We start from the raw sequence: 25919 nt of genomic DNA on the forward strand, positions 1-25919 counted from the left end.
GCGCCGTCAGACGTGGGTCTGGGCCAGTTCTGCGACCAGGGCCTCGCTGAGCGCGTCGATGGTCGGGTTGTCCCACATGAGCGTCGGGTCGAGGGAGATGTCGAGGTGGTCCTCGAGTTCGGCGGCGACGGCGAGGACGTACAGCGAGTCGAGTCCGTAGTCGGACAGCCGCACGCTGGTGTCGATGGCGTCGGCGGGCCGATCCAGGTGGGTGGCGACGCAGTCGGTCAGCCAGGCGCGGAGGCCGTCGACCGTATGGGTCTCGACGCCTGAGTCGGGCAGGGGCATGGCGGTCTCCTCAGAGGGGGTCACGGACGGTCGGGGAGGGGGCGCTCGGTGAGGTCGAAGGCGCGCGAGGCCTCGTAGCGGCGTACGAGCTCCTCGTACAGCCGCTCCTGAACCGGGCCTGCCGGCTGCGCCGCGCGTCGCCGGGTGGCGGCGGGGAACAGCGTGCGGCCGGGGGCCGCGGCGAGCAGTTCGGGGTCGCAGAGGGCGGTGGCGGCGTTCAGGGGCACCGGGGCGGAAGGGGATCGCGGTGGTCGGCCGGGGACGAAGAGGGCCTGCTGTGTCTCGCTCAACAACAGCTGGAACACGGCGTGTTCGCCCTGCCTGATGTAGAAGCGCGATCCCATGAGCAGCGACAGGCGGTCCATGGCGGCCTGGAGCACGCGGGGCACGAAGTCGGAGTCCGGTGCGTTCTCGGTGTCGCGGACCGCGAGTGTGGTCAGCGCGTCGCACAGCAGCAGATCGGCTAGGACTCCGGCGAGTACGGCCCGCAGTTGGGGAATGTCGGCGGCCGCCGCCCCGTACAGTCTGCGGGCCCGCAGGTGCCGTATCGCGATCCGCAGTCCGGAGTCGAGCGCGCCGACGGCCGCGCCCGCCGCGACGGCGCCGTCGGCCGGGGGCCGGGCGAGCGCGGGCGATCGGCGGTACACGGCCCGAGCCGCGTGCATCAGCCGCTCGGTGTCCTGCGCGTCACCGAGGTCGAGCGGCTCGCCGTCCAGCGGTCGGCCGGCCTCCCGCGCGGCGACGATCGCGTGGAATCCGAAGGGGTTCGCGGTGTCGTACGGGTCGCCGAGCCGCTCCTCGACGGTGGTGGCGGTCGTGTTCACGAGGCGGTCGCCTCCCGGGAGTCGGCGGGCCCTGCCTGGCCGAGGTGGTCGAGGAGGGTGCGGAAGGTGCCGGGCGGGCGGGAGACGAGCGCGTCGGCGAGGTCGTCGAGGACGTCGAGCTCGGTGTCGTCGACCTTGTCGCCGAGCTCGGTGAGTGCTTTGACGAGGCAGCCGCGCAGCCAGGTCTCGTCGCCGCCCGCGGGCGACGTGCGCACCCACAGGTGCAGTGCCGAGGCCGCCGCGAAGCACAGTTCGTAGCGCTCGGCGAGGTCGAAGGCGTGGGCGGGCACCGCGCGGGGTGCGAAGCGGACCTGCGCCATTTCCTCGTGGAGCCGGCCGGTGGCGTCCAGGACGCGCTCGGTGAGGGCCGCGAGCGGGGCGGAGGCGATGGCCCTGACCTGAGCGACGGCGTCGGCCAGGCCCGCGACGACGGAGGCGCCGTCGCCGGAGAGCAGGCTGAGGGCGTCGGAGCGGAAGGGCCGCAGGGGCACGTGGGGACCGGTCGCCTCGGCGAGGCCCGCCTCGTCCCAGCGGCCCTTGCGGTAGGCGCGGACGAGCCGGGGGAACTGTTCGATCAGCGCGTTGCGGTTGACGAGGCTGCTGCCGTCGAAGATGCCGATGATGCGGTGGTCGCGCTCCAGCTTGGCGAACCTGCCGTGCGGGTCGCCAGCGCCCAGCAGCCCGTACGGGCCGAGCAGTTGGAGCAGCCGGGCGACGATCTCGTCGACCGCGGAGGGCACGAAGGCCTTCGCGACCGCCGACACGACGCTCATCTCGCCGGTGAGCGCGTGCACGGAGCGCATCGCCACCAGTCCGACGGCGTCGGCGAGCAGCAGCCCTGCCGCCGCGTCGCCCAACTCCCGCCTGATGTAGGGACGTCGGGCGAGGGGGATGGTCCCGGCCTGCGCGCCTTGGGTGAACTCCGCCGCGAGCCGCAGTGCCTGGTCGCCGGCGCCCAGGGACATCGCGGCGCAGCCCGTGCGGGTCAGGTGCAGGGCCTTCACGATGGTCTCGACGCCCTGGCCGACCGCGCCGATCAGCGCGTCCTCGGGCAGCGGCGCGTCGTGGAAGGCGATGCCGCTGATGTCGGCTCCGCGGATGCCGTAGGTGGGGACCTTCGGCAGGCAGCTGAAGGTGCCGGCCGGAAGGCGGGACTTGTCGACGAGGAAGAGGCTGAAGCCGCGTGGGCCGCCGGCTTCGGCGGTGCGGGCGAGCACGGTGACCAGGCCGGCCCGGGTGGCGCTGTTGATGAGCCACTTCTCGCCGCTCAGCAGCCAGCCACCGTCCGGGGCGAGCCGGGCGGTGACCTCGCCCGCCAGCAGATCGCTGCCGTGGTCGCGTTCGGTCAGGGCGCAGGAGACGGTCTCGCCGTGGGTGATCCGCTCTCCCAGCCGCCGGGCGGCTTCCGGCTCTCCGGCGATCCAGGTGGAGACGGCGCCGAGATAGGTCTTGCCGTGCGAGGCGGCGACGGTCAGGTCGGCCCGCGACACGCTGCGCAGCATGGTCATCACGGCGGAGAAGTCGCCGAGGGCGCCGCCGTGTTCGACGGGCACGTAGTAGCGGCGCAGTCCGAACGCGTCGAGGAAGGCACACGCCTCGGCGGGGAAGGTCTCCGCCCGGTCCAGTTCCGCGAGCGTCTCGGCGGAGAAGGGCAGGCCAGGTCCGCCGAGTGAGGCCAGCAGGAGGTCGAGACGGTTCGTCACGGTGTCGGGGGTGGTCGTGGGGGCGGTCATGCGGTGGCCTCCGCGGGCGCCGGGCGACGCAGCAGACTCGGCTGGTAGTCCGCGTACGTGGGCTCCAGCTCGCCCGTGCGGAACAGCTCCCGCATCGCGGAGCGCTGGATCTTGCCGCTGGTGGTGCGCCGCACGCCGCCGGGCCGCAGCAGCAGCACGGCCCCCACGGGTGCGCCGAATTCGCGCGCCACGGTGAGCCGCATCTCGGCGGCGAGCTCGCGCAGCCGCTCCTCCTCCTTGATGCCGCGCACCTCGTGGGTGACCACCAGCACCTCGTCGCCCTGCGGCCCCTCCCCCGGCACCGCGAAGCACGCGCCGACGAGATTGCCCAACTCGGGTCGCTGGGCGCGCAGTTCGTGCTCGATGTCCTGGGGGTAGAGATTGCGACCGCGCAGATTCAGTACGTCCTTGATGCGGCCGGTGATGTACAGCTCGCCCTCGTGCAGGGCCCCGAGGTCGCCGGTGCGCAGATACCCGGGGTCGCCGTCCGCCGTCGTGGCGCGGAACTCGTCCTCGTTGGTCGCCTCGCGGTCGAAATAGCCCTGGCCGACGATGTCTCCGCGTACCCAGACCTCGCCGACACTCCCTTCCGGCAGCACCCGCAGTGTGTCGGGGTCGACCACCCGCACCTCGGCGCCGAGCGGCGGGCCGCAGCTGACGACCTGGCGCAGCGGCTCGTCCGCGGCGGTCACCGCGGGGCGGAACTCGTGGCGTTCCAGGAGTTCGGCGGCGACCTCGACCACCCGTGGTTCGGTGCGGAAGGACCCGGAGATGAAGAGGGTCGCCTCGGCCATGCCGTAGCAGGGGGCGAGGGCGTCGGCGCGCAGGCCGTGCCGCGCGAAGCGCTGGTGGAACCGGTCGAGGACGGCGGCGCGCACGGGTTCCGAGCCGTCGAGGGCGTAGTGCCAGCGCGACAGGTCGAGTCCCTCGGACTGCGCCTCGGTGACCCGGCGGCTGCACACGTCGTAGGCGAAGTCGGGGGCTGCCGAGGCCTTGAGGTCGAAGCGGTCGATCATGTGCAGCCACAGATGGGGCCGCTTGAGGAAGGTGGTGGGGCTCATCAGGAAGGTCGTCGAGCCGGTCATCAGCTGAGGGAGGATCGAGCCCATCAGCCCCATGTCGTGGAAGTGCGGGATCCAGCCGCCGGCCGGGAAGTTGTCGTCCATCCCGAGCGCGTCGATCAGTCGGGCGCTGTTGTGCAGCAGATTCCCGTGGCTGATCATGACGCCCTTGGGGTCGCCGGTCGATCCGGAGGTGTACTGGAGCACGGCGAGCGTGTCGTGCCCGGCGTCGGGCATCGTCCAGCCGTCGGGGTCCGGGCCCGCCTCGGTCTCCTCGTCGGACACCAGGAGGGGTACCCGGCCGAGTCCTTCCTCGGCCATCCACTCCTCGACCTCACCGTGCGTGGCGGCGTCGGTGAGGATCACGGCGGCACCCGAGTCGGCGACGATCCGCCGCACCCGGTGCCGCTCATGTCGGTAGCGGCCGGGCAGCGAGGACGGGACCGCGACCGCGCCGGCGTACAGACAGCCGAAGAAGGCGGTCAGGAAGGGGAGTCCGGCGGGGTGCAGCAGGACGACGCGGTCGCCGGGAACGACGCCCGCGGCGCGCAGTCGTGCGGCGACGCTCCTGGCACCCTCGTCGAGTCCGGCGTAGTCGAGCCACCGCACCGCGTCCGCCCGCGCCGGGTCCGTGGCGAACGGGTCCGCCATGAATCCGTCGGTCACAAATGCCGACGCTTGCTTTTCCGGGCGGTTTTCCGCGTGTGCCCTGAGCACAGCGGTGACGCTGGGGGCGGTGACGATTCCCGCCATATCCGAGGCCCTGCCCTTCGTTTCCGCTAATTGGTTTCGGCAGACCCGAAACAGAACTGTCGTGTCTTTCTACCGGCGGCCACGGAACCCTGTGAAGGCGACTGACAACAAACTGCAGGACACGCTGCACGGCACTCCCCCGAAGTGGCCAAATCACCCAAATCGCGCACCTAGCCAGGGGAGTTGCGGCCGGTACCGGCCATGGGATCCCACGCCGCAGCCGTGTTCCGCCAAGTAGGGTCACAGGGCGGCAGCCATTTACCGGCGCGGCTCGGACCTTCTCCCCATGAGGAATTCCATGACCAGCACACAGCTGTCACCGACTCCGGAAGCCGGAATCACCGGAAAGCATCCCGACTGGCACGGCAGCAGTCCGGCCGCGCAATTATGGATTCTGACCGTCCGCTCGGTGAAAGCCCATTTCAAGCACCCCCCGACGCTGCTTCTCGGCATGCTCCAACCGGTGTTCATGCTGTTGCTGCTCAGCGAGGTCTTCGGCAGCATCGTCGACCGCGGCCAGTTACCCGACAACGTCAGCTATCTGGACTATCTGCTGCCCGCGCTGCTGATCTCCACCGGCATCGGGCCGGCCGTGGCGTCCGGCATCGGTCTCGTCCGGGACATGGACAACGGGGCCGTGGCCCGGCTGCGCACGCTGCCCATCCACGCCCCCTTGCTGCTGTTCGCCCGCAGCTTCGCCGATCTGCTGCGCACCACCGGGCAGTTGGTGATCGTCCTGCTGGTGTCGGTGGTGTTCCTGGGCAGCGATCCGGCAGGCGGCGCCCTGGGGCTGCTGGCCGCACTGCTGCTGACCTGTGTCGTGGTGTGGGCGCTGACCTGGATCTTCCTGGCGCTGGCGGCATGGCTGCGCAGCGCCGAGGCGATGCAGAGCGCGGCCTACCTTGCGACGTTCCCGCTGATGTTCGCCTCCAGCGCCTTCGTCCCGGTGGAGCGGATGCCGGGCTGGCTCCAGGTGCTCGCGATACTCAACCCGCTCTCGTACGCCATGGACGCGACTCGCGCACTCACCCTGGACCAGCCACTGGGCATGCAGGTGTGGTCCGCGCTGGCGGCGAGCGCCCTGGTGGCCGTCGTCGGCTCGACCGTGGCGATACGGGGTTTCCGGCGGCCTCTCACCTGACCCGGCCCACCCCCTCACCCGACCCGAACCACCCTCGCCTTCTCTCCTGTCTCTTGTGCCTGACGAACCTCTTGTGCCTGACGAACCTCTTGTGCCTGACGAAACGGAGCGCCCCATGACCGAATCCCGACCGGACGAACCGGAGCTCCTGGCCCGGCTGACCGCCGCGCCCGGCAGCGACCCCGAGATCTGGCTCGACGGACACCTGGACGAGATACGGGAGTCGGTGGCCCGGCACGGTGCCGTGCTGGTGCGTGGGCTACCACTGGACGACCGTGCCCGGGCCGTCGCCGCCGTACGCCGGGTCATCGGCACGGGCATGGTCGAGCGCGAAGGGTTCGCACCCCGCGCCCCGTACGGGCGGGCGGCGGGCGTGTACTCGTCCTCGCACTGGCCGGCCGACCAGCCCATGTGCATGCACCACGAGCTCAGCTACGCGGCCGAGACACCCAGCCTGCTCGCCTTCGCCTGTGTCACCCCGCCCTCCTCCGGCGGGGTGACGGCCCTCGCCGACTCCCGTGCCGTGCTGCGGGATCTGCCGGCCGAACTCGTCGATCGCTTCGAGCGCCACGGCTGGCTGCTGACCCGCCACTACAACCCGTTCCTCGGGATCGGCTGGCAGGACGCCTTCGACGCCAAGGACCGTACCGAGGTGGAGCGTTACTGCGCGGATCACGGCATCACGGCGCACTGGGACGAGGAGGGCGGGCTCCGTACCCGGCAGATCCGGTCGGCGGTGGTACCGCATCCCGTATCGGGTGAGCGGTGCTGGTTCAACCAGATCGCGTTCCTCAACGAGTGGACCATGGCGCCCGACGTACGGGAGTTCCTGACCTCGGAGTTCGGCCCCGAGGGTCTGCCCTTCAACACCTTCTACGGTGACGGCTCGCCGCTGGACCGAGCCACCGTGGATCTGATCAACGAGGTCTACGAGCGGCACACGGTGCGCGAGCCGTGGCAGCACGGCGACGTGATGGTGGTCGACAACTTCCGTACGGCCCACAGCCGCGAGCCGTACCAGGGCGAGCGGGAGATCGTCGTGGGCCTGGGCGAACCGCTCCGCCGTTAGCCCGCGCAACCAGGAGAAGGGGCCGCACCTGCCGGGTGCGGCCCCTCTGGCGTGCGCCTCGCCGTTACCCGGGTTCTCCCGGTCCCGTCGATGCTCCCGGTCCCGCCGGTGCTCCCGGCCGTGCGCAGCGCAGGCGCACCACGTCGGCGGCATCCACCGGCCGGGTGCTGACGAAGTAGGGCCCGCCCTGTTCCAGTTCGAGGATGGTGACATGGTCGGAGACCGCCTTCCAGTCCCCGTACCCCTGGGCGTAGTCCGCCGCAGCGGGGTCGTCACGGGCCACCACGACGTCCACCGGGGCGTCGATCCGGTACGCCGCCGTGTCCTCGCGCAGCCGGATCAGCCGACTGCCCGCGGTCAGCACGTCGTGCCGGTAGGCGCGGCCCACCACCTCGGCGCGCCCCGGTTCCGGCAGGTCGAGCTCGACGTGGGCGTTGCCCGCCCGCAGCCGGGCGAGCAGGGCGGTGTCGTCGGTGGCCGCTGCCTCGGCCATCTCGGCGGCCCGCGTGTCGGCCTCGCCGAGCAGCAGGCCGCCGAGGAAGACGCGCTCGGCGGGTCGGCCCGCATCGGCCAGCAGCCGGGCCGTCTCCAGCGCGGCGGCGCCGCCCGTGCCCTGGCCCCAGAGCAGTACGGGTGTGGTGACCTGCTCGGCGAGTTCGTCCCGTACCCGCCGGGCGATGTCCGGGACATCCAGCATCGGCTCGCCCGCGCCCGCGCCGGTGAAATCGTGGCCCGGGGGTTCCACGCCCAGCACCGCGATCCCGTCGCGGTCCAACTCGGCTGCCAGGGAACGGAAGTTGACGGCGTTGCCGCCCGCGTAGGGGAAGCAGACGAGGGTGCGGTGCGGATCGCGTACGGCGGACAGCTGCTGGAGCAGCCCGGTGGCCGCCGTGCCCGTAGCACCGGCGTCGAGAGCCGCGGCGAGGTCGGCGAGCACCGGGTGGGCCGCGAGGTCCTTCAGCGACAGCGCCCGGTCGAGGCGGACGAGGAACCGCACGGCGGCGAGCGAGGTGCCGCCGAGCTCGAAGAAGCTGTCGGACCTGCCGATGCGCTCCGGCGGTACGCCGAGGACCTCCGACCACAGCTGAGCGAGGCGCCGCTCGGCGGGAGTGGCCGGCGCGTCTTCAGCGCTCTGGCCCGGCATCGCGGCCCGCCGGACCAGCGACTTCTTGTCGATCTTGCCGTTCTCGGTGAGCGGCAGCCGCTCCATGCGGTGGATATGTGTGGGCACCATGTACTCCGGCAGCACCGTGGCGAGGAACTCCCGTACCCGCTCGGCGGGCAGCTCCTCTTCATCGGCGGCGCTGAAGAAGGCGACGAGGCTGCGCTGTTCGCCGGTGCCGTCGACGACCACGGCGGCCTCGCGTACGCCGGCCATGGCCAGCAGCTTGCTCTCGATGTCGCCGATCTCGATGCGGAAGCCGCGGATCTTGACCTGCTCGTCGCGGCGGCCCAGGAACTCGATGCGGCCCTCGGGCAGCCACCGTCCGAAGTCCCCGGTCCGGTACATCCGGGTGTCCGGCCGGAAGGGATCGGGGACGAAGGCCTGCCGGGTGCGCTCCTCGTCGTTGATGTATCCGCGGCCCACGCAGACCCCGGAGAAGGCGATCTCGCCGGGTGAACCGAGCGGTACCAGCGCCAGGTTCTCGTCGAGGACGTAGGTGTTGACGTTGCGCAGCGAGCGCCCGACTGACACGAAGTCCCGTTCCGGGACCCGGTCCATTACTTCGTGCATGGCGTCGTCGGAGGTCTCCGTGGCGCCATAGGCGTTGATCAGCTTGATCCCGGGACAGGCGGCGAACCAGCGCTGCACCAGTTCGTACTTGAGCGCCTCGCCGGTGACGGAGACAACGCGCAGATCACCGAGCGGGCGCGGGTGCTGTTCCAGCCGGGTGAGCAGGACCTCCAGGTAGGAGGGGACGACCTGGGCGACCGTGACCCGGCCGGCGACGAGTTCGTCGAGGAAGGCGGGTACGTCGAGCTGGGTGGCGGTGTCGAAGACACGGACGCTGCCGCCGGTGACGAGGGGCGCCGCGAACTGCCACAGGGAGATGTCGAAGCACTGCGAGGCGATCTGGGTGACGACCTCACCGGGGCCGGGTGCCATCCCGGTGTCGTCGATCTTCATGTAGAGGTGGTTGACGAAGCCGGCGTGCTCGCACAGCGCGCCCTTGGGGGTGCCGGTGGAGCCCGAGGTGAAGTAGATGTACGCGGCCTGGTCGGGTGGGATGGGCACGCGCGGCGCGTGCCTGGGGCCGTCCTCCGTGAGGACGCCCGGCACCGAGAGCGCGGTGAGGTCGCGGGTGCCGGCGGCTTTTCGTACGAGTTCCTCACTGCCCGGCTCGGTCAGCGCGAACGCACAGGCACTGCGGTCCAGTTGGGCGGCCACCCGCTCGGCCGGGAAGTCCGGCGACACCGGCAGGTAGACGCCGCCCGCCTTGAACACGCCGATCGCCGCGGCGATCCAGTCCGGACTGCGGTCCATGACGACGGCGACCACGTCCTCCGCGCCCACCCCGGCGGAGAGCAGCGCGTGCGCGATCCGGTTGGCCCGCTCGTCCAGCTCCCGGTACGTCCACCGGGTCTGCCGGTGCTCGACGGCCACCGCCTCCGGGTTGTCCCGCACCCGCTCCTCGAACAGGTCCACGAAGGTCAGTTCGGACAGCTCGACCCGCGGCCCGGCGAGACCGTGGATCAGGTGCTGGCACTCCTGGTCCGTCAGCAGGCTTTGCGGTTCGTGCCGTTCCTGCGGATCCGCCACCAGCAGCCGCAGCGCTGCCAGGTGGTATCCCGCGAGCCGCTCGGCGTACGTCCCGTCGACGGCGGACCGGTCGTGCAGCACGCGCAGCGCGAGCCCGCCCTCGTCGTCCCGGTCCCACGCGACGCGCACCACCGCGCCTTCGGGGAGCGCGTTCGGCTCGCCGACTGCCGTGATGGCCAAGCCCGTCAGGTCCAGCACGGCCTCCGGCAGCACCCCGCCGAGGGCACCGGGCTCGCGGTCGGCGGCCTCGGCGGCGGCGGTGACGAGTTCCGCCCACGTGGAGTCGGTGACGTACAGACTCAGCGGGCGGGCGTGCCCCGGGCCCGTCGGTGGCACATAGCCGAGGAGCAGGTCGCGTTCGGCTGCCACGGTGGCCAGCACCCGGGCGTGCGCGGCGAGAAGGAGGGCCTCCACCGGCGTACCCAGCCGCTCGGCGGTGTGCTCCAGTCCGTCCGCGAGTTCGGCGTGGAGCCGGACGCCGTGCACCCCCGTACCGGACTCCCCGCCGGAGGGCGGTGTCCACCGCGGGATTCTGGTGAAGGCGTGGTTCTGGGCTTGGTCGCTCATCATCGTCCCCCGGCTCCCTGTGCGGGTCCTGCGAGATTCTCGTGCTGCGGGCGTTCTTCCGGGTCCGTCTGCCCGATCGTGATCAGCCGGGTGGCGTCCCACGCGCGTGCCCCCGCCTGCTGCGGGTCCGCGCCCGTGGCGACCACGCTGCCCAGCCGGTCCTGGAAGGAGTTGGTACGGCGCACCGTCCGCCCGACGGCGGTGTTGATCCCGACGGCGACCACACCGGGCGCCTCGCGCGCGGCCGTGAGGCCCGCGATGTCGGTGACCCGCCCCTCGCGCTCCATGTGCAGGAACCGGACAGCGGCACGCCCCGCCGCGTCCCGGGCGGGCGGCACCGGCTGCCCGGCCGCACGGGCGATCACCGCGTCGACGAGGTCGATGCCGAGGGCGGCGCGCACCGCGACGGGGATCATGCCGCCCGCGAGCCTCGGGTTGACCTCGATGACGACGGGGCCCTCGTCGGTCAGCCGCAGTTCGGTGTGGGCGGCGCCCCAGCCGAGGCCGAGTGCCGCGAGCGCCCGCAGTGCGGTGTCGCCGAGCGCGGCGGCGGTCCGCTCCGGCACTGGCGCGGGCACGTCGTGCCCGGTCTCCACGAAGTACGGCTCGGGTCCGATGTGTTTGGCGACGGCGGTGACGACCGCACCGTCGAAGGTCTCCACCGAGAACTCGGGTCCCTGGACCGCCGCCTCGACCAGGATCCGGCCCGGAACGGGATTGCCGCGCTCGTCGGTCGCCCGGCCCAGCAGTTCGGCCGCCCACGCCCGGGTCTCGGCCGCGTCCCGGCACAGCCGTACGCCGACCGAGCCCGACCCGAGCACCGGCTTCAGCACGACCGGGTGGCCGATCGCCGCCGCCGCGCGCACCGCCTGGCCCGCCTCGGTGGCGGCCGTGAACCGGGGCACCGGGACACCCGCGGCCGCGAGCTCGATCCGCTGGGTCTCCTTGTCGCGGCAGCGGGCGATGGCGTCCCCGTCGGCGGCGGGCAGCCCGAGCTTGGCGGCGACGAGGGCGGCGGTGGACACGAAGTACTCGGAGCTGGAGGCGATCCCGGCGAGCCCGCCGTCCCGCAGGAGTTCGGCGCAGTGGTCGAGTACGGCGGCCATGTCACCGGTGTCGAGCACCCGGGTCTCGACGCCGTCCTGTTCAACGTACACATAGCGGGCGGCGTCCCGGGTCAGCAGCACGGGCCGCAGTCCGCGCGCCCACGCGGCGGCGCAGAACTCCCGTCCGGTCCCGGTGGTGTTGCTCTCCACGAACGCGAACCACTGCTGCCCGCTCACGGCGCGCCCTCCCTGTGCTCGTCCCCTGCCGTCAGCAGTGACCCGACAGCCTTGTCCAGTCGCTGCCGTGCGTCGCGCGTGTGGGCGCGGTGTTCGGCGAGCCATGTCCCGTGCGCGGTGAGCCGATCCCGCAGGACGCCCACGGTCCGGTCGCACTCGCCGGGGCCGCCTCCCCGGTCGTGCGCGTCGACCGCCGCGCGCAGTGAGGGCACAGCGACGGACACCCCGTCCGGTGCCCCCTCGGGCGGGTCGATCCCGGTGAGTTCCGTGGCCCCGGACTCGATCGCGTCGCGCACCGCGGCTCCCACGACGTGGTGTGCCGTGCGGAACGGAACCCCTTGTGCGACCAGCCGGTTGGCGATCACGGTGGCGGTGACGAAGCCTTCCTCCGCGCGCCGCTCCATCCGCTCCGGGACCGGGCGGGCACCGCTGACCAGGACCTGGGCGAGAAGGACGCAGTCCCGTACGGCGGCCAGCGCCGGCCAGGCCACGGCGACCGCCTCCGTGCCGACCTCGATGGAGTTGGTGAACGGGGTCGACTTCATGGCGGAGGCGGACGCCGTCCAGGCGCCGACGGCCGCCGCGGCCTTGGCCTTGACGTGTTCCAGCAGGAAGGCGTTGCGTTTCTGCGGCATGGCGGAGCTGCCGCCCACGAGCCGCTCCGGGAAGTCGACGAACCCGAACTCCTGGGTGCTCCACAGCTGGAGGTCGGTGGCGAGCCGGCTCAGCGTCAGTGCCGCGGAGGCAGTGTTGGCCAGGGCGCGCAGCACGGTGTCCCGGGCCGCCACCGCGTCCGTGGCGTGCAGCGGTGGCCCGGCGAAGCCCAGCAGCTCGGCGGTGCGGGCCGGTTCGATGGGCAGGTCGGTGCCGGAGACGGCCCCTGCGCCCAGGGGGCAGCGGTCCAGCTCGTCCACCGTGTGGCGCAGCGCGGTGAGGTCGCGGTCGAGGGCGGTCGCGATCCCGGCCAGGTAGTAGCCGTAGCCGACCGGCATGGCCGGCTGGAAGTGTGTGTAGATCGGCATGACCACCTCGCGGTGGGCGCGTGCCCGGGAGAGCAGGACCGCCTGGAGCCGCAGCAACTCGCCTAGCAGATCGGCGAGTTCGGTGCGCAGCCGCATCGCCGTGACGGTGGCCTTGATGTCGTTGCGGGAGCGCCCGGTGTGCAGCTTGCCTCCGACGTCCGCACCGAGCTCGGCCACCAGGTGGCCCTCGTACATCATGTACAGGCCGCGCGGCGCCGGAAGGCCGTGCAGCTCGCGGAAGTCCTCCGCGCGCAGCCGGGTGATCCGGGCGAGGAGCGCGCCGGCCGGGCCGGGCGGCAGCAGTCCGCACTCGGTGAGCATCACCACGTGCGCCAGGTCGATGGTGGTGATGGGCCCCAGCTCCTGGCGTATCGCCTCGGGGCCGGGTTCGCCGAACCCGTACACGACCCGCCGGGTGCGCGGGCGCAGTGTCGCGGTGAGTCGCCCCGTACCGGTTGCCGTCTGCGCGGCGGTCGGCGTGGGCGTTGCGTCGGCCGTCACGACAGGGCCCGCTCCTGGACGGTCTGCCGGGCGCGGGGGACGACGCCGGGCACCTCCTCGTAGGAGCGGCGGCCCCAGACGAGCCGGGTCCAGTGGTCGTCGGCCTCGGCGGGCGAGCCGACGGTGACGGGTTCAGTGGGGCGCTCGGCCAGCAGATAGCCCTCGGCGGCGAGCCACTTGTCGTCGTAGACCGTGGCCTGGTAGCGGTATCCCTCGTCGGGGAGCATCACCACGCACAGCTGATCGGGGTGGTTGGCCGCGTACCACTGGGCGACGAGGTGGGCGGCGCCGCTGGTCGGGCCCTGGAAGAGGGCGTGCTGGGCGTGCAGGGCGCGGGTCTGGGCGAAGGCCTCGGCGGCGGAGCACCAGTGGATCTCGTCGAAGACCGTGTGGTCGAGGTTGGGCGGCCACAGGCTGTTGCCCAGGCCGCGCAGCGTGCGGGGTCCGTCGGGCTGGCCGAAGAGCACGCTGCGGTGGCTGTCCACGCCGACGGCGAGCGTGTGCGGGGTGTGTTCGCGCAGGCCGCGCACGGTGCCGACCATCGATCCAGCGGTGCCCACGGTGCCGATCAGGCAGTCCACGGTGCCGAGGGTGCGGCTGAGCTGTTCCGCCACCAGCGCGTACGAGCGTGGGTTGTCGGGGTTGCTGTACTGCTCCGGGCAGTAGGTGGACGGCAGGCCGGCCCGTATCTCGGCGAGCCGCTGGAGTCGGGCGCCCTGGTAGCCGCCGACGGGTGCGGGCACCGTGCACATCTCGACCTTGGCGCCGAGGTCGGCCAGCCGGCGGTGCATGTTGTCGTCGATGGCGGGGTCGCTGACCAGGATCAGCTCGCGTTCCATCAGCGCGGCCTGCATGGCCAGCGCCAGCCCGAAGGTGCCCGAGGTGGTCTCGACGATCACGGCGTCGTCCTCGAGCTCACCGCGCTCGATGGCCCGGCGCAGGATGTACTCCGCGGGCACCAGCTTCATCAGGGTGAACACCGCCCCGTAGAGGTTGGGGCCGAGCCGGACCAGGCGCGGCAGCATCTGGGCCTCGGCGATGGAGTGGTACGTGAGTGTGCTCAGCGGCGGCATGGGAGAACTCCCTGGAAGGTATGGGGGGTGGGGCGAGGAGATGCTTCGGCTTCGGCAGGCGGTCAGGAGAGGACCGGCAGCTCGGGGAGCCGCTCGGCGAGGGACACATAGACGTCGTCGAGCGTCGGCTCGGACAGGGCGATGCCCGTGATCGCGACTCCGGCCTCGTCCAGCGCCCGTACCACCGCCGCCAGCGCGGCGGACTCCCGTACCGGCGCCACGACCGTGCCGGCCGGTTCGCCGGGCTGCGGTTCGAGACCCGCGCGGTGCAGCGCGGCCAGCGCCGCCGGCCTGGAGGCGGGATCGGCGAGGGTGGCCCGTACGGTACTGACGCCGAGCTGCTCCTTGAGCTGGGCCACCGAGCCGTCGGCGATGATCCGACCGTGGCCCAGTACGATCACCCGGTCCGCCAACTGCTCGGCCTCTTCGAGGTACTGAGTGGTCAGCAGGACGGTCGTGCCACCCGCCACCGCCGACCGGACCATCTCCCAGAGCGCGCCGCGGCTGACCGGATCCAGCCCCGTGGTGGGTTCGTCGAGGAACAGCACCCGGGGGTGGCCGACGAAGCTGCTGGCGAGATCGAGACGGCGGCGCATCCCGCCCGAGTAGGTCGACGCCGCCCGGTCGGCCGCGCCGGTCAGGGCGAAGGCGTCCAGCAACTCCCCTGCCCTGGTGCGGGCTTCGGCCCGGCGTGCACCGAGCAGCCGGGCCACCAGGACGAGGTTGTCCCGGCCGGACAGGCTCCCGTCCACCGCGGCGAACTGGCCCGTCAGCCCGATGCGCCGACGCACTTCACGCGCCTGGCGCACCACGTCGTATCCGGCCACCCGTGCCACCCCCTGGGTCGGGGGCAGCGCGGTGGCGAGAATGCTGACCAGCGTGCTCTTGCCCGCCCCGTTGTGGCCGAGCAGGCAGAGCACTTTCCCCTGTCCCATACGGAAGCTGACACCGTCCAAAGCCCGCGTGCTTCCGTAGGAACGGCTTAATTCTTCGGTTTCGATCATCACGCTGTTCACCGGGGCGTCATTCCTCGCAGAGGGCGGCAGGGGCAGTCCGGTGAGGACTGATGAATTCCTACATTCCCTGCTCTTTGCCCCGCAAGGAGCGCTACAGCAAGCTGCCAGGCGTACCGGGCCGATCGCGGGAAACCGGCCCGCCACGACAAGTTGTTACGGCTCCCTTACGTTGAATCGTCGGGGGAACCATTGTCCGGAGGACTGCTGGCCGCAAGTGGCAGCAGGCCGAGTTCCATGGCGCGGGCTCCGGCCTGGAACCTTGAATTCGCGCCGAGTTCACGCGTGATTTCGGCGACATTCCTACGGTAGGTACGCACCGACACGCCGAGTTCGCGGGCGGCCACTTCGTCCGTGCGGCCGGAACTGAGGGCAAGCAGAATCCGCCGGGCCACGGCGCTGCGGGTCCGGCCGGTGAGGCGCCGGTGGTCCTCCAGCGCCGCACTGAGGCTCCAGGCGGCCATGAAGAGGGTGCGCTGATTGCGCAGCACGGCCGGAGCCCGCACCAGCGCGGCCTCGTGCCAGGGCCCCTCTACGCGCGACCACACCACGCTCAACAGCCCGTCGACGAGCACCATTTCCTGCAGAGGTGCCCTCAGGAGCCGGACCTCGACCCCGGAGGCGTACTTGTCCAGCAGGGCCAGCAGGGACGGGTTCTCCAGCAGTCCGAACCGTCCCAGCACCCTGACATCGATACCCCGGGCGGCAGCCCGGCCCAGCCTGGCCACCAGCCGGGCCGTTACTTGATCGTTTCTCCCGGAGAGCACCACGGCGACGGTCCGTTCCGCCGATTCGATGAAGCGCTCGGCGGCGTCCACCCCCTCGTCCGACTCCATCGCGGTCAGCAGTCGCCCCTCATTGCGATGGCGGTCGACCGCCGTCTCCACAAGTCTCCGGGCCTCCAGTAACATGCGCTCTATCTCACCACTGGAGAGCCGGCGGCCTTCCGGTATTCGGATGGCATCAGAATCAGTGACGGCGCCGGTGAGAGTGACGGTGGACACGTTGTTGGCAGACATACTTGGCACAGCTCCCCCTGAAAGCTTGACCAAAATCATCCTGCATTGCACTCCCCCGTTGGCGGCCGGCCAGCCATTCTGGACGATATACATCAGGACTGGACCAGTCAATTATTTGAGGATGCACGCACTTTACGGAAGTCCGCATGGCGGAAGTGCGGAAAACCTCATGGTGAACTGAGGATTTCCGTACGCACGGCTCATACGCGGCTCGCATGAGCCATGCGCCCGGCTACTGCGTCCCCGGCACCTTCCGGTTCACCCGGTGAGGCGGCAGGGCGGCCGCATCAGGACAACTGGCCGTCGTAGTCCGGCAACTTGAAGGTGCGGTCCGCGTGGCCGCCCACCAGGTCGGACGTGTTGTTCCCGATGTTGGCGATGATGGTGTAGCCCTTGGCCTCGATGTCGACCCGCTTCGCCGTCTTGTATTCGGCGGTGTCACCGAAGAGTTCGTCCAGCCGACGCTGGTACAGGCCCGTTACGGGATACCCGACATGCACCAGGTTCCCCCGGGTCACCTGCTCCAGCACGTCCGGGCGCGCCGTGATGAAGAACACCCCCACACCCCGGTCATGGGCGTAGCGGGCGAGATCCAGCACCGGAGCCACCGCGGGAGTCGGCGGGAACAACTGGAAGTGCGTCTCCAGCGAGGTGTTGTCGATGTCGAGCACGATGGCCTGCTTCTGACCGCCGGCGCCCGCGATCCGCTGCTCGACGTAGGGCCGCGCCTCGTCGATCACCTTGCGGACATCGCGCTGCCAGGTCGCATAGTCGACCGCGGCCGCGGCCGCCGCACGAGGGGTCGCGGCGGTGGCCGAGTTCACCACGGCCGCACGCGACGGCGTGTCGTCCGTCGTCTGCGCGCCGGCCCCGCCGGCCAGTCCGACCATCGCAGCCGTTGCTGTCGCGACGACGACCGCGCTCGACCGCGCCTTGCGTAAAGCACTTGTCATGGTTGATTCCTCCATATTCGGGCGTATTCGGCAGATCGTGACCGAGGGCCATCGATCACGTTCGAAGCTAAGTCGGCCGTCGGGTTCGGGCGAGCAGTGTGGCCGCTACAGGAGGACGCCCCACCGGGCGTACCCCCTGCTTTCAGACGGCCGGTCCGGTTCCATGACAGCTAGCTGCCAACGACGACCCGCCTTGGAACCGCTCCCAGAACGGCGTCATCGGCAGGGTCGTGGCGGCCGTTCCGGGACTCGTCGAGCACGCCGTCCGGGGCGTCACCGAAGGCGCCGATCCTCGCATCGGAACAAGGAACCGGCCCTGCCCGTTGGAATCGTCCAAAGGCTTCGGCACGCAGACCTCTCGGCAAAATAGTTGAATTGCAAAACCATCGCGAGGGTATTTCCGCAATGGCGCTTGAATGCTAGGCGGCCGACTTCCGATCCAGAAGGAATCATTTGCCTATGGACCGCATTCCCGCCCTCGATAGCTGCTCTGACCTCCGCAAAAGACACTCGCGACGGTAGGGTCGACCACCAGGACGAGGACGGCGACCATACGCACCCGCCGGGCAGGACGCAGCGATGCACTGGAAAGGAAGGACCCCCGCAGTGGCCACCGACCGGGGCAGACCTGACCTGAATCTACTGATTCCGCTGAACGCACTCCTTGTCGAGCGCAATGTGACGAAGGCGGCCGAGCGGCTTTCCATGGCGCAGCCGACGATGAGCACGACACTCGCCAAGTTGCGGCGCCACTTCGGCGACCCCCTGTTGATCCGGGAAGGCCGCACGCTGGTGCTCACTCCGTTCGCGGAGTCGCTGCGGCAACCGGTACAGACCGCTCTGGTCGCCGCGCTCGACGCGCTGAGCTTCGGCCACTCCTTCGACTCCCGCTCCGAACAACGGTCGTTCACCGTGATCGCGAGCGACTACGCGGCCTGCACACTCCTGCGCCCCGCACTGCGGGAACTGACCGCCGACGCACCCGGCGTGCGGGTCAATGTGGAGCCGCTGCGTGCGGATCTGATCGAGCAACTGCGCTCCGGCCGCTGCGACTTGCTCTTCTGGCCCTTACAGCTGGCAGGACCGGACCTGCTGGGCTTCCCGCACGAATCGCTGTTCACCGACGAGTTCATCGCCGTCGCCGACAAGGACCACCACGTCCCCGAGGAACCGCTGACCGCCAAGGCCCTTGCGCAGACGCCGGCGGTCCAGGTCAACGGCGTGGGCGGAAACCGGGTCGTGTCCGAGGTGAAGCTGAGCGAGCAGACACTGCGTCAACCGACCGCGATCACGGTGGAGTCCTTCACCCTTGCCCTCGGCATGGTCGCGGGGTCGGACCGGATCACACTGACCCAGCGCCGCCTCTTCGACCTGCTGGGTCCCGCACTCGGCCTGCGCGAGGTGCCGCTCGCCATACCCCACCCACCCCTGAACCTCGCCATGTTCTGGCACCCGAACACCATGCACTCCCCCGCGCATCAGTGGTTCCGGGGACGTCTGCGACAGATGGCCGCGCAGATGTGACCGGTGGATCAGAGGAAGCTGACCATGTTCGTGGCCCGGCGTCGGCGAGACACGGGCCGTAGGAGAGCTGCGGAGCGACCCGACCGCTACGAAATCGCCCGGCATGCCGCTGCGTTGAGAGGCGACCAGCGCTTGATTGCCTGGTCGTCAGCCGCGAGGGGTGTGAGCGGTACAGCCACTGCGCGGATCCCCCGCCGACGTCTGGCAGCAGCTGTCCTGCGGCGACGGCGCCAAGGACCCGCGTATCTACGGCTGGTCCGCCGCGAAGCTGCCCGTCACTATCGTCTTCGACCCCGACCCGCCCACGCACGAGCGGTGGGTGCTGGCCCGCCACAGCCTCGCGCGCCCCAACGAGATCGCCTACGACTTGGCCTATGCGCCCGTCGGCACCACCGTCGAGAACCTGGTCGGCGTCGCCGGCTCCCGCTGGGCGATCGAGGAGTGTTTCCAGATCGCCAAGGGGCAGTGTGGCCTGGACGGGTACGAGGTGCGGCGGCCTCCGGGCTGGTATCGGCACATCACCTTGGCCATGCTCGCGCACACCTTCCTCGCCGCCGGGGCCGCGGCGTCGGCGCACCGAACTGATCACGCAGGCGCAGACGGCACCAAGCCATTGCCCCCGCCTGCCACTACCGCAGACGAACCCGCCCCTGAAACGGCTTCCCGGAACCGGATGGTTGTGCCCGCGCTGCCAACTGTGCTCCCAGGAGGAGGTCTACAAGCCGCAGGTAGCACCACACGTACCTACCTCAAAGCAGCAAAGGCGAGTCCCGGCCAAACCCTGGCACACCGCCGTCCGCATCCACACGGCAATACACAATGGGCGCTGTCAGTGCACGTCGGCCCGGAGGCCGCCCGACACGAGGACGAACTCAAGGGATTTCGATGAAATCGAGGCTGGTCTGGGGTGTTGCCGGGGCCGCCGTCGCCGCCCTCGCGGTGCGGGCGGTGGCCGCTGGGATAGAACGTCAGCCGGATCCCGTGCCCCGCGAAGTGCTGGGTCGTGAGCCCGAGGGCGAGGAGGTGTTCCTGTCCCGGCCCGACGGGACGGTGTTGCGCGCCGTCGTCGCGGGTGAAGGGCCCCCTGTGGTGTTGGCCCACGGCTACGGCGTCTCGCTCCTGGAGTGGAACCTGGTGCAGGCCACCCTGGTGGCTGGCGGTCACCGTGTCATCCTCTTCGACCAGCGCGGCCACGGGGGCTCCACCTGCGGTGCGGACGGCATCGGCTCCGGCCCGATGGCGCAGGACTACCTCGCGGTCCTCGAGCATTTCGACGTAAGGGACGCCGTGCTGGTCGGGCATTCCATGGGCGGGTTCGTCGCGCTGCGCGCTGTTCTCGACCATCCCGGCGTCGCCCGGCGGCTGCGCGGTCTGGTGCTGTTCGCGACCTGGGCGGGCCGCATCTACGACGGAGCGCCGCACAACCGGCTGCAGATACCGCTGCTGGAGAGGGGCGTCCTCCAGCAGCTGGCACGTACCCGGACCGGCGGAATCCTCTTCGGAGCCGCCCAGTGCGGAAAGCACCCCTCTCCGGCCATGATCGACATCTTCCTCGACGTCTTCCTCCGCCAGGACCATGCCCTGCTCGTACCGATCGTCCGGGCCTTCGCGCGCGAGAACCACTATCCGCGCTTGCCCGAGATCACGGTTCCCACCGTCGTCATGGTCGGCTCGGCCGACCGCAGCACACCGCCGAGCCACGCCCGGCGCCTCACCGCGGGGATACCCGGGGCCCGCCTGGTCACCGTGCCGGATGCCGGACACATGCTCAACTGGGAGGACCCACACGCCCTGGTGGAGGCCGTCGTGTCCCTGCACGCGGCCGACCGAGCCGGCTGACGCCCCCTCGACAATGGCCGAGAGCACGGTGGGATTCCCCCGCCGCTACCGCTTGGGTGAAGGGATCGAGCAACCGGGTGAGGCAGGGGGGCACAGGTGTACGACTACATCATCGTGGGCGCCGGATCGGCCGGGTGCGTGCTGGCGGACCGGCTCACCGAGGACGAGAGCGCACGAGTGCTGCTGCTCGAGGCGGGCCCTGTGGACGATGCCGCGGAGATCCACGTTCCAGCGGCGTTCAGCAAGCTCTTCCAGACGAAGTACGACTGGAGTTACCTCAGCGAGTGTGAGCCGGGGCTGGACGGCCGCCGTCGATATCTGCCCAGGGGCCGCATGCTCGGCGGCTGCTCCTCGATGAACGCGATGATCTACATACGAGGCAATCGCCGCGACTACGACGCCTGGGCGGCCGGCGGCGCCGACGGTTGGAGCTGGCAGGACGTACTGCCGTACTTTCTTCGGGCCGAGGACTTCACGGGCGCCACGTCACCGTGGCACGCCACCGGCGGTCCGCTCACGGTCAGCGAAGGCCGCTCCCGACATCCGTTGATGGACGCCTATGTGGCGGCGGCACAGGAAGCCGGCCACCCCTACACCAGCGATTTCAACGGCCCCGAGCAGGACGGCGTCGGCTACTACCACCTCACTCAGCGCGATGGTCTGCGCTGCAGCACGGCCGACGCATATCTGCGGCCTGCCCTGTCCCGGCCGAACCTCGAGGTGCTGACCGGCGCCCAGTGCACCCGCGTACTGCTCGACGGCGACCGTGCGACCGGCGTCGAGGTGGACCGGGACGGCGAACTGCTGTGCCTGCGCGCCGAACGGGAGGTCGTGCTGGCAGCCGGTGCCTACAACTCTCCGCAGCTGCTCATGCTCTCCGGCATCGGCCCAGGCGGCGAACTGGCGGCCCGCGGCATCACGCCCCGCGTCGACCTCCCGGTCGGGGAGAACCTGCAGGATCATCCCCATGTCGGGCTGGGCTATCTCACCGACACCGAATCGCTGTTCACCGCCGAAACGCCGGACAATCTCCGCCTGCTCGAGACCGAGGGCCGCGGTCCGCTCACCTCGAACGTCGGCGAGGCCGGCGGGTTCCACCGCACTCGTGAGGGACTGGACGCCCCCGACATCCAGGTGCACGCCACACCGGTGATGTTCCATGAGGAGGGCATCAGCCCCGTGACCGGCCACGCCTTCATGTTCGGTGCGGTCCTGCTCGCTCCCACGAGCCGGGGCAAGGTCTCCCTACGCTCGGCGCTCCCCAGCGCCAAGCCACACATTCTGCACAACTACCTGACCACCGAAGAGGATCGCGCCACGATGATCCGGGCACTGCGGATACTGCTCGACATCGCCGACCAGCCCAGCCTGGCCAAGCACCGCCGTGCCGACTTCCGCGTGCCGCGCTCCACGGACGACGCCGGCCTGCTCGATTTCGCCCGGCGCGAGCTGCAGACCCTCTATCACCCGGCGGGCACCTGCTCCATCGGCCCGGTCGTGGATTCCCGGCTCAGGGTGCACGGTGTGAGCGGCCTGCGGGTGGTGGACGCCTCGGTGATGCCCACCGTGGTGCGGGGCAACACCAACGCCCCCACGATCATGATCGCGGAAAAGGCCGCAGACATGATCCGCGGTCTCCCGGCGCCGGTGTGACCGCTTACGGAGCTCGAAGCCCTGTTGGAAGTCGTGCCGTTCCTGCTCCGATGTTCGGGACGGGCTGGTCTGCGCGCTGCGCGTCCACCTCTCGTGTGGCACCTGAGACAGCGCTACCGACCGTCCCCTCCACCGATAGCCCGGTACAGGGCGACCAGTGCGGCGCACACAGGGGCCGGGGGTCGGCGGCGGCTCCGTGAGCGGCGCAACGCCCCGGCGGTCCCTTCGGCAACACGGCTGTCGCGCATCGCGCCGCTCACTTCCGAGCCGCCTCTTCCAGCCGGGTGCTCGCACCGTCAGTGCAGCAGCATGGGCACCCTCAGGGGCACCCGCTCATGACGCTGCGCAGCAGGTCGACGATGGGCTGCACCGGGACGGTCGGGTCGAAGGCGCGCTGGACGCCGAGCCCGATGCCGAGGCTGAGCAGAGTCAGGGCGGCGGTGTCGGCGGGCAGGGAAGGTGTGATGCCGAGTTCGTCCGCCTGGGCCCTGATCAGGTCCGCGAGCGCGTCGGTGACGGTGCGCCGACGCTGGGCGAGCTGCTCGCACACCTGCTGGTCGCGGCGGTTGGCGGTGGCGAACTCGACTTCCAGGGAGGTCCACGAGCTGTCGCCGATGGTCTCGTCGGCCCAGCGGGCGAATCCCGCGATCCGGTCCTCGAAGCGGGGTGCGTCGCCCATCGCGGCGGCCAGCTGTGTCACCTGTTCCGCGGCGATGCGGTCGAGGACGGCCAGGCACAACTCGTTCTTGGTGGCGAAGTTGGAGTACACCGCCCCCTTCGAGTAGCCCGCCGCCTCGGCGACACGCTCCATTGACGTCGCCGTGAAGCCGTCGCCCAGGAAGAGCGTGTACGCGGTGTCGAGGACGTGTTCGCGGGTGCGGGCCTGGCTTTCGGCCCGGGTCAGTCTTGCCACCCTCGGAGGATACCGCTAGCTTTCGGATTCCCATGGAATTCGAATACCGGGAGAATCTATGGCGGGTCGACGGCGCGGACTGGTCGTCGGGTGCGGCGGCACCCTCGGCTTCACTTGGGCGGTTGCGGCGCTGGCCGCGGTCGAGGAGCAGCTCGACTGGGATGCCCGCACGGCAGAGGTGCTGGTGGGGACGTCGGCGGGGGCGGAGGTCGTGTCCGCGCTCGGGTCCGGCCGGTCGGTCTCCGACCTGCTCGCGGCACTGCAGGGCCGGTCCGACGCGGACCCTCTGCTCCTGCGGCACGTCGGCACACACCCGGGCGCCCTGCCACCGGTTCCATGGCCGGGACTGCCGGGCGCCGGGCTGACGGCGGCGGCAGCGCGGGGCCGTGTCCCGCTCGGGCCGGGGCTGCTCGGCCTCCTGCCGCGCGGCCGGGGGGACGCGGGGTGGCTTCGGGGCTTCGGCTCCGCGCTGGCGGACGGCCACACGTGGCTCGCCTCGTCCCGTACGTGGCTGGTGGCGACCGAGACGCGCTCCGGCAAGCGGGTCGCGTTCGGTTCGCCCGGCGCCCCGGTCGCCGACATCGGCAGCGCGATGGCCGCGTCGTGGGCCATCCCGGGCTGGTTCCCTCCCGTACGGATCGACCAGCGCTCCTACCTCGACGGCGGAATGTTGTCGCCGACGTCGGCCGACCTCGTGGCCCCGCTGGGCCTGGACGAGGTGGTGATCGTCGCCCCGATGGCGACGTCCGGGGGCGCGCCCGCCACCGGGCTGAGCCGCCTCGAACGCGTCCTCAGGCGCTGGATGACCCGGACCCTCGACGCGGAGGAACACCTGCTTCGGGCAGCGGGGACCCGCGTCGTGCGGATCGAGCCCGGCGCCGAGGAACTGGCCGTCATGGGCTTCAACTTCATGGACGTCGCCCGCCGCCCGGCCACCCTCGACGTCTCCCTGCGTACCGCGCCCAACCGTGTCAAGCGAGCCATCGACAGGAGCACCACGCCATGAGCGCCCATTTCGAGGTCATCGTCATCGGCGCCGGCATCTCCGGGGTCGGCGCGGGGGTCCGTTTGCGCGAGGCCGGGATCCGGGACTTTCTGATCATCGAGGCCGCCGACGACTTCGGCGGCACGTGGCGGGCCAACACCTATCCGGGCTGCCAGTGCGATGTGCCGTCCCGGCTCTACAGCTACTCGTTCGCGCCGAACCCGGACTGGATGAGGGTGTACGCGCATCAGCCGGAGATCCTCGCCTATGTGAAAGGGGTCGCCGACCGGTACCGGCTGCGCGAGCACACCCGGTTCGGCGTGCGCATGAGCGAGGCGCACTGGCAGCCCGACGCGGCACGGTGGCGGATCCGCACCAGTGGCGGCGAGTTCACCGCCCGGTTCCTGATCGCCGGTGCCGGGCCGTGGAACGAGCCACTCATCCCCGATGTCCCGGGCCTTGCGGAGTTTCCCGGCGAGATGTTCCACTCCGCGCGCTGGAACCACGACTACGACCTGCGCGGCAAGCGGGTCGCGGTGCTCGGCACCGGGGCATCGGCCGTGCAGTTCGTCCCGGCCATCGCCCCGCAGGTCGACCGTCTCCATCTGTTCCAGCGCACTGCTCAGTGGGTGCTGCCCAAGCCGGACCATCGCATACCGAAGGCTGAGCGGTGGGTGATGCGGCACGTGCCCGGCGCGCGGGCCGCGGTGGCCGCGGTGGAGTACCGGGCGATGGAGATGTTGGGCCGCGGATTTCGCAGGCCCTCGCTGCTGCGCGGCGTACAGGCCGTGGCACGCGCACACCTGCGCGCCACCGTCCGGCACCGTGAACTGCGCCGCAAGCTGACCCCCGACTACACCATCGGCTGCAAGCGCATCCTGTTCTCCAACCACTACTACCCGGCCCTCACCCGCCCGAATGTGGACGTGCACGCCTGCGCCGTCCGAACGGTCGACGGCAGCACCGTGCTCGGCGCCGACGGCAGCAGCGCCGACGTGGACGCGATCATCCTCGGTACGGGCTTTCACATCCTCGACATGCCCCTGTCGAACCTCATCCACGACGGCGCCGGACGTTCCCTCGCCGACCACTGGCAGGGCTCCCCCGAGGCGTACCTCGGCACCGTCACCGCCGGGTTCCCCAACGCGTTTCTGCTTCTCGGTCCCGGCCTGGGCACCGGGCACAGCTCGGCGTTCACCATCCTCGAAGCCCAGCTCGATCTCGTTTTCGGCGCGATCCGCTCAGCACGCGCCGAGGGGTGGGCGTCGCTCGAGGTACGCCGCGACGTGCAGAGCGCTTACAACACCGAACTGCAGGCCGCCCTCGCAGGCACCGTCTACAACGCCGGCGGATGCCGGAGCTACTACCTCGACGCCAACGGCCGCAACAGCTTCAGCTGGCCCTGGTCCACTGGCCGGCTCCGCACACGGGTGGCACGCTTCGACGCCCGCGACTTCACCGTCGTCCACCCCACCGGCCGGCAGGAGGTCAGCGCATGAGATTCCCCGCCATCGACATGCGCGGCACCGACAGACGATCTCGTGATCTCGACCGTGGCCCTGGCCAACGGAGAAAGCAGCGAAGTCGTACGCCGGGATCGCCCGGATCTCGCGTCGTGCGCTCTGCCGGAGCGATCGCGCATCGCGCGGCGAGGAGCTCCTGGACGGCGAAGGCGGTCTGGTCGTCGCAGGCCGCGATCTACACCCCGGCCAGCCCCGGCTCCGCGACATGCGCTTCATTGATCGGCCTCATGCACGCATGACGCGCCGGCGCCCCCCAAGGTTCTGCGATCGCCGTGTCTTCACTCGGACGGGCGGGTCAGTGGCCGCCCAACTCAACAAAGAACTCAACGCGTTGACCACCGGTGGTGATCGCGCAGTCACTCACGTGGAGTCGGTTCACCACAGCAGCTCCACGAAGGATCCTGCAGCAAGCCCACCTGGG

The 25919-nt window shown here is 70.7% G+C and carries 20 protein-coding genes and 1 pseudogene; 8 read left to right on the forward strand and 13 right to left on the reverse strand.

What is annotated here, in order from left to right:
- Positions 1-6 precede the first annotated feature (6 nt).
- The 4 genes from EJ357_RS00990 to EJ357_RS01005 are packed head-to-tail and all read right to left on the reverse strand — an operon-like array spanning position 7 to position 4557.
- The gene (locus EJ357_RS00990) at positions 7-288 is read right to left on the reverse strand and encodes an acyl carrier protein (protein ID WP_126387705.1); all 282 of its coding nucleotides are present in this window, start codon (positions 286-288) and stop codon (positions 7-9) included.
- Positions 289-308: 20 nt separating this feature from the next.
- On the reverse strand, positions 309-1112 hold the full coding sequence (locus tag EJ357_RS00995) for a hypothetical protein (protein ID WP_126387707.1): 804 nt from the start codon (positions 1110-1112) through the stop codon (positions 309-311).
- Positions 1109-2845: an acyl-CoA dehydrogenase family protein gene (locus EJ357_RS01000; RefSeq protein ID WP_126387709.1), complete on the reverse strand. Its 1737-nt coding sequence runs from the start codon at positions 2843-2845 to the stop codon at positions 1109-1111. Before EJ357_RS01000 ends, EJ357_RS00995 begins: the two co-directional genes overlap by 4 nt.
- On the reverse strand, positions 2842-4557 hold the full coding sequence (locus EJ357_RS01005) for a fatty acyl-AMP ligase (RefSeq protein WP_228472887.1): 1716 nt from the start codon (positions 4555-4557) through the stop codon (positions 2842-2844). Before EJ357_RS01005 ends, EJ357_RS01000 begins: the two co-directional genes overlap by 4 nt.
- 400 nt (positions 4558-4957) lie before the next feature.
- Here EJ357_RS01005 and EJ357_RS01010 point away from each other — a divergent pair, with 400 nt between their 5' ends.
- Entirely contained in the window at positions 4958-5800 is an 843-nt protein-coding gene (locus tag EJ357_RS01010; protein ID WP_126387713.1) for an ABC transporter permease, read from the forward strand.
- A 115-nt stretch (positions 5801-5915) separates the two neighbouring features.
- On the forward strand, positions 5916-6869 hold the full coding sequence (locus EJ357_RS01015) for a TauD/TfdA family dioxygenase (RefSeq protein WP_126387715.1): 954 nt from the start codon (positions 5916-5918) through the stop codon (positions 6867-6869).
- Between the two features lie 64 nt (positions 6870-6933).
- Here the strand turns inward: EJ357_RS01015 and EJ357_RS01020 are convergent, their stop codons facing one another.
- From EJ357_RS01020 to EJ357_RS01050, 7 genes are all read right to left on the reverse strand, one after another.
- Entirely contained in the window at positions 6934-10200 is a 3267-nt protein-coding gene (locus tag EJ357_RS01020; RefSeq protein ID WP_126387717.1) for a non-ribosomal peptide synthetase, read from the reverse strand.
- On the reverse strand, positions 10197-11480 hold the full coding sequence (locus EJ357_RS01025) for an ATP-grasp domain-containing protein (protein ID WP_175647253.1): 1284 nt from the start codon (positions 11478-11480) through the stop codon (positions 10197-10199). The genes EJ357_RS01020 and EJ357_RS01025 overlap by 4 nt, the downstream gene beginning before the upstream one ends.
- Complete coding sequence (gene argH / locus EJ357_RS01030) at positions 11477-13003, reverse strand: argininosuccinate lyase (RefSeq protein WP_126387721.1); 1527 nt, start codon at positions 13001-13003, stop codon at positions 11477-11479. The genes EJ357_RS01025 and argH overlap by 4 nt, the downstream gene beginning before the upstream one ends.
- Positions 13000-14076, reverse strand: coding sequence for a pyridoxal-phosphate dependent enzyme (locus EJ357_RS01035; protein ID WP_175647254.1), 1077 nt, complete (start codon positions 14074-14076; stop codon positions 13000-13002). Before EJ357_RS01035 ends, argH begins: the two co-directional genes overlap by 4 nt.
- Positions 14077-14138: 62 nt before the next feature.
- Positions 14139-15080: an ATP-binding cassette domain-containing protein gene (locus EJ357_RS01040; protein WP_126399054.1), complete on the reverse strand. Its 942-nt coding sequence runs from the start codon at positions 15078-15080 to the stop codon at positions 14139-14141.
- Positions 15081-15256: 176 nt separating this feature from the next.
- A complete protein-coding gene (locus EJ357_RS01045; RefSeq protein WP_126387723.1) occupies positions 15257-16201 on the reverse strand; it encodes a hypothetical protein in 945 nt (314 codons plus the stop codon).
- 194 nt (positions 16202-16395) lie between these two features.
- Positions 16396-17061: an HAD family acid phosphatase gene (locus tag EJ357_RS01050; protein ID WP_126387725.1), complete on the reverse strand. Its 666-nt coding sequence runs from the start codon at positions 17059-17061 to the stop codon at positions 16396-16398.
- 606 nt (positions 17062-17667) lie between these two features.
- On the opposite strand from EJ357_RS01050, the gene EJ357_RS01055 reads away from it, so the two are divergent.
- The 4 genes and pseudogenes from EJ357_RS01055 to EJ357_RS01070 all read left to right on the forward strand — a co-directional run bounded on the left by EJ357_RS01055 (position 17668) and on the right by EJ357_RS01070 (position 22077).
- Positions 17668-18585 carry a LysR family transcriptional regulator gene (locus tag EJ357_RS01055; RefSeq protein WP_175647255.1) on the forward strand — a complete coding sequence of 306 codons (918 nt, stop codon included), beginning with the start codon at positions 17668-17670 and terminating at the stop codon, positions 18583-18585.
- 187 nt (positions 18586-18772) lie between these two features.
- Positions 18773-19204 (forward strand): annotated as a pseudogene (locus tag EJ357_RS50955) (IS701 family transposase); the annotation flags it as partial.
- Between the two features lie 266 nt (positions 19205-19470).
- Entirely contained in the window at positions 19471-20424 is a 954-nt protein-coding gene (locus tag EJ357_RS01065; protein ID WP_126387729.1) for an alpha/beta fold hydrolase, read from the forward strand.
- A gap of 96 nt (positions 20425-20520) precedes the next feature.
- Positions 20521-22077 carry a GMC family oxidoreductase gene (locus EJ357_RS01070; protein ID WP_126387731.1) on the forward strand — a complete coding sequence of 519 codons (1557 nt, stop codon included), beginning with the start codon at positions 20521-20523 and terminating at the stop codon, positions 22075-22077.
- A gap of 319 nt (positions 22078-22396) precedes the next feature.
- On the opposite strand, the gene EJ357_RS01075 is transcribed toward EJ357_RS01070, so the two are convergent.
- Positions 22397-22990, reverse strand: a complete 594-nt coding sequence (locus tag EJ357_RS01075) for a TetR/AcrR family transcriptional regulator (protein ID WP_126387733.1) — start codon at positions 22988-22990, stop codon at positions 22397-22399.
- 58 nt (positions 22991-23048) lie between these two features.
- Between EJ357_RS01075 and EJ357_RS01080 the strand changes: the two genes are divergently transcribed.
- Positions 23049-23996: a patatin-like phospholipase family protein gene (locus EJ357_RS01080; protein ID WP_126387735.1), complete on the forward strand. Its 948-nt coding sequence runs from the start codon at positions 23049-23051 to the stop codon at positions 23994-23996.
- Positions 23993-25474: a flavin-containing monooxygenase gene (locus EJ357_RS01085; protein ID WP_126387737.1), complete on the forward strand. Its 1482-nt coding sequence runs from the start codon at positions 23993-23995 to the stop codon at positions 25472-25474. Before EJ357_RS01080 ends, EJ357_RS01085 begins: the two co-directional genes overlap by 4 nt.
- Here the strand turns inward: EJ357_RS01085 and EJ357_RS48910 are convergent.
- Entirely contained in the window at positions 25464-25673 is a 210-nt protein-coding gene (locus EJ357_RS48910; protein ID WP_228473260.1) for a DUF6207 family protein, read from the reverse strand. The genes EJ357_RS01085 and EJ357_RS48910 overlap by 11 nt on opposite strands.
- Positions 25674-25919: the final 246 nt, after the last annotated feature.

Origin of the sequence: Streptomyces cyaneochromogenes (assembly GCF_003963535.1) — a bacterium.
In the GTDB taxonomy this organism is placed as follows: domain Bacteria; phylum Actinomycetota; class Actinomycetes; order Streptomycetales; family Streptomycetaceae; genus Streptomyces; species Streptomyces shaanxiensis.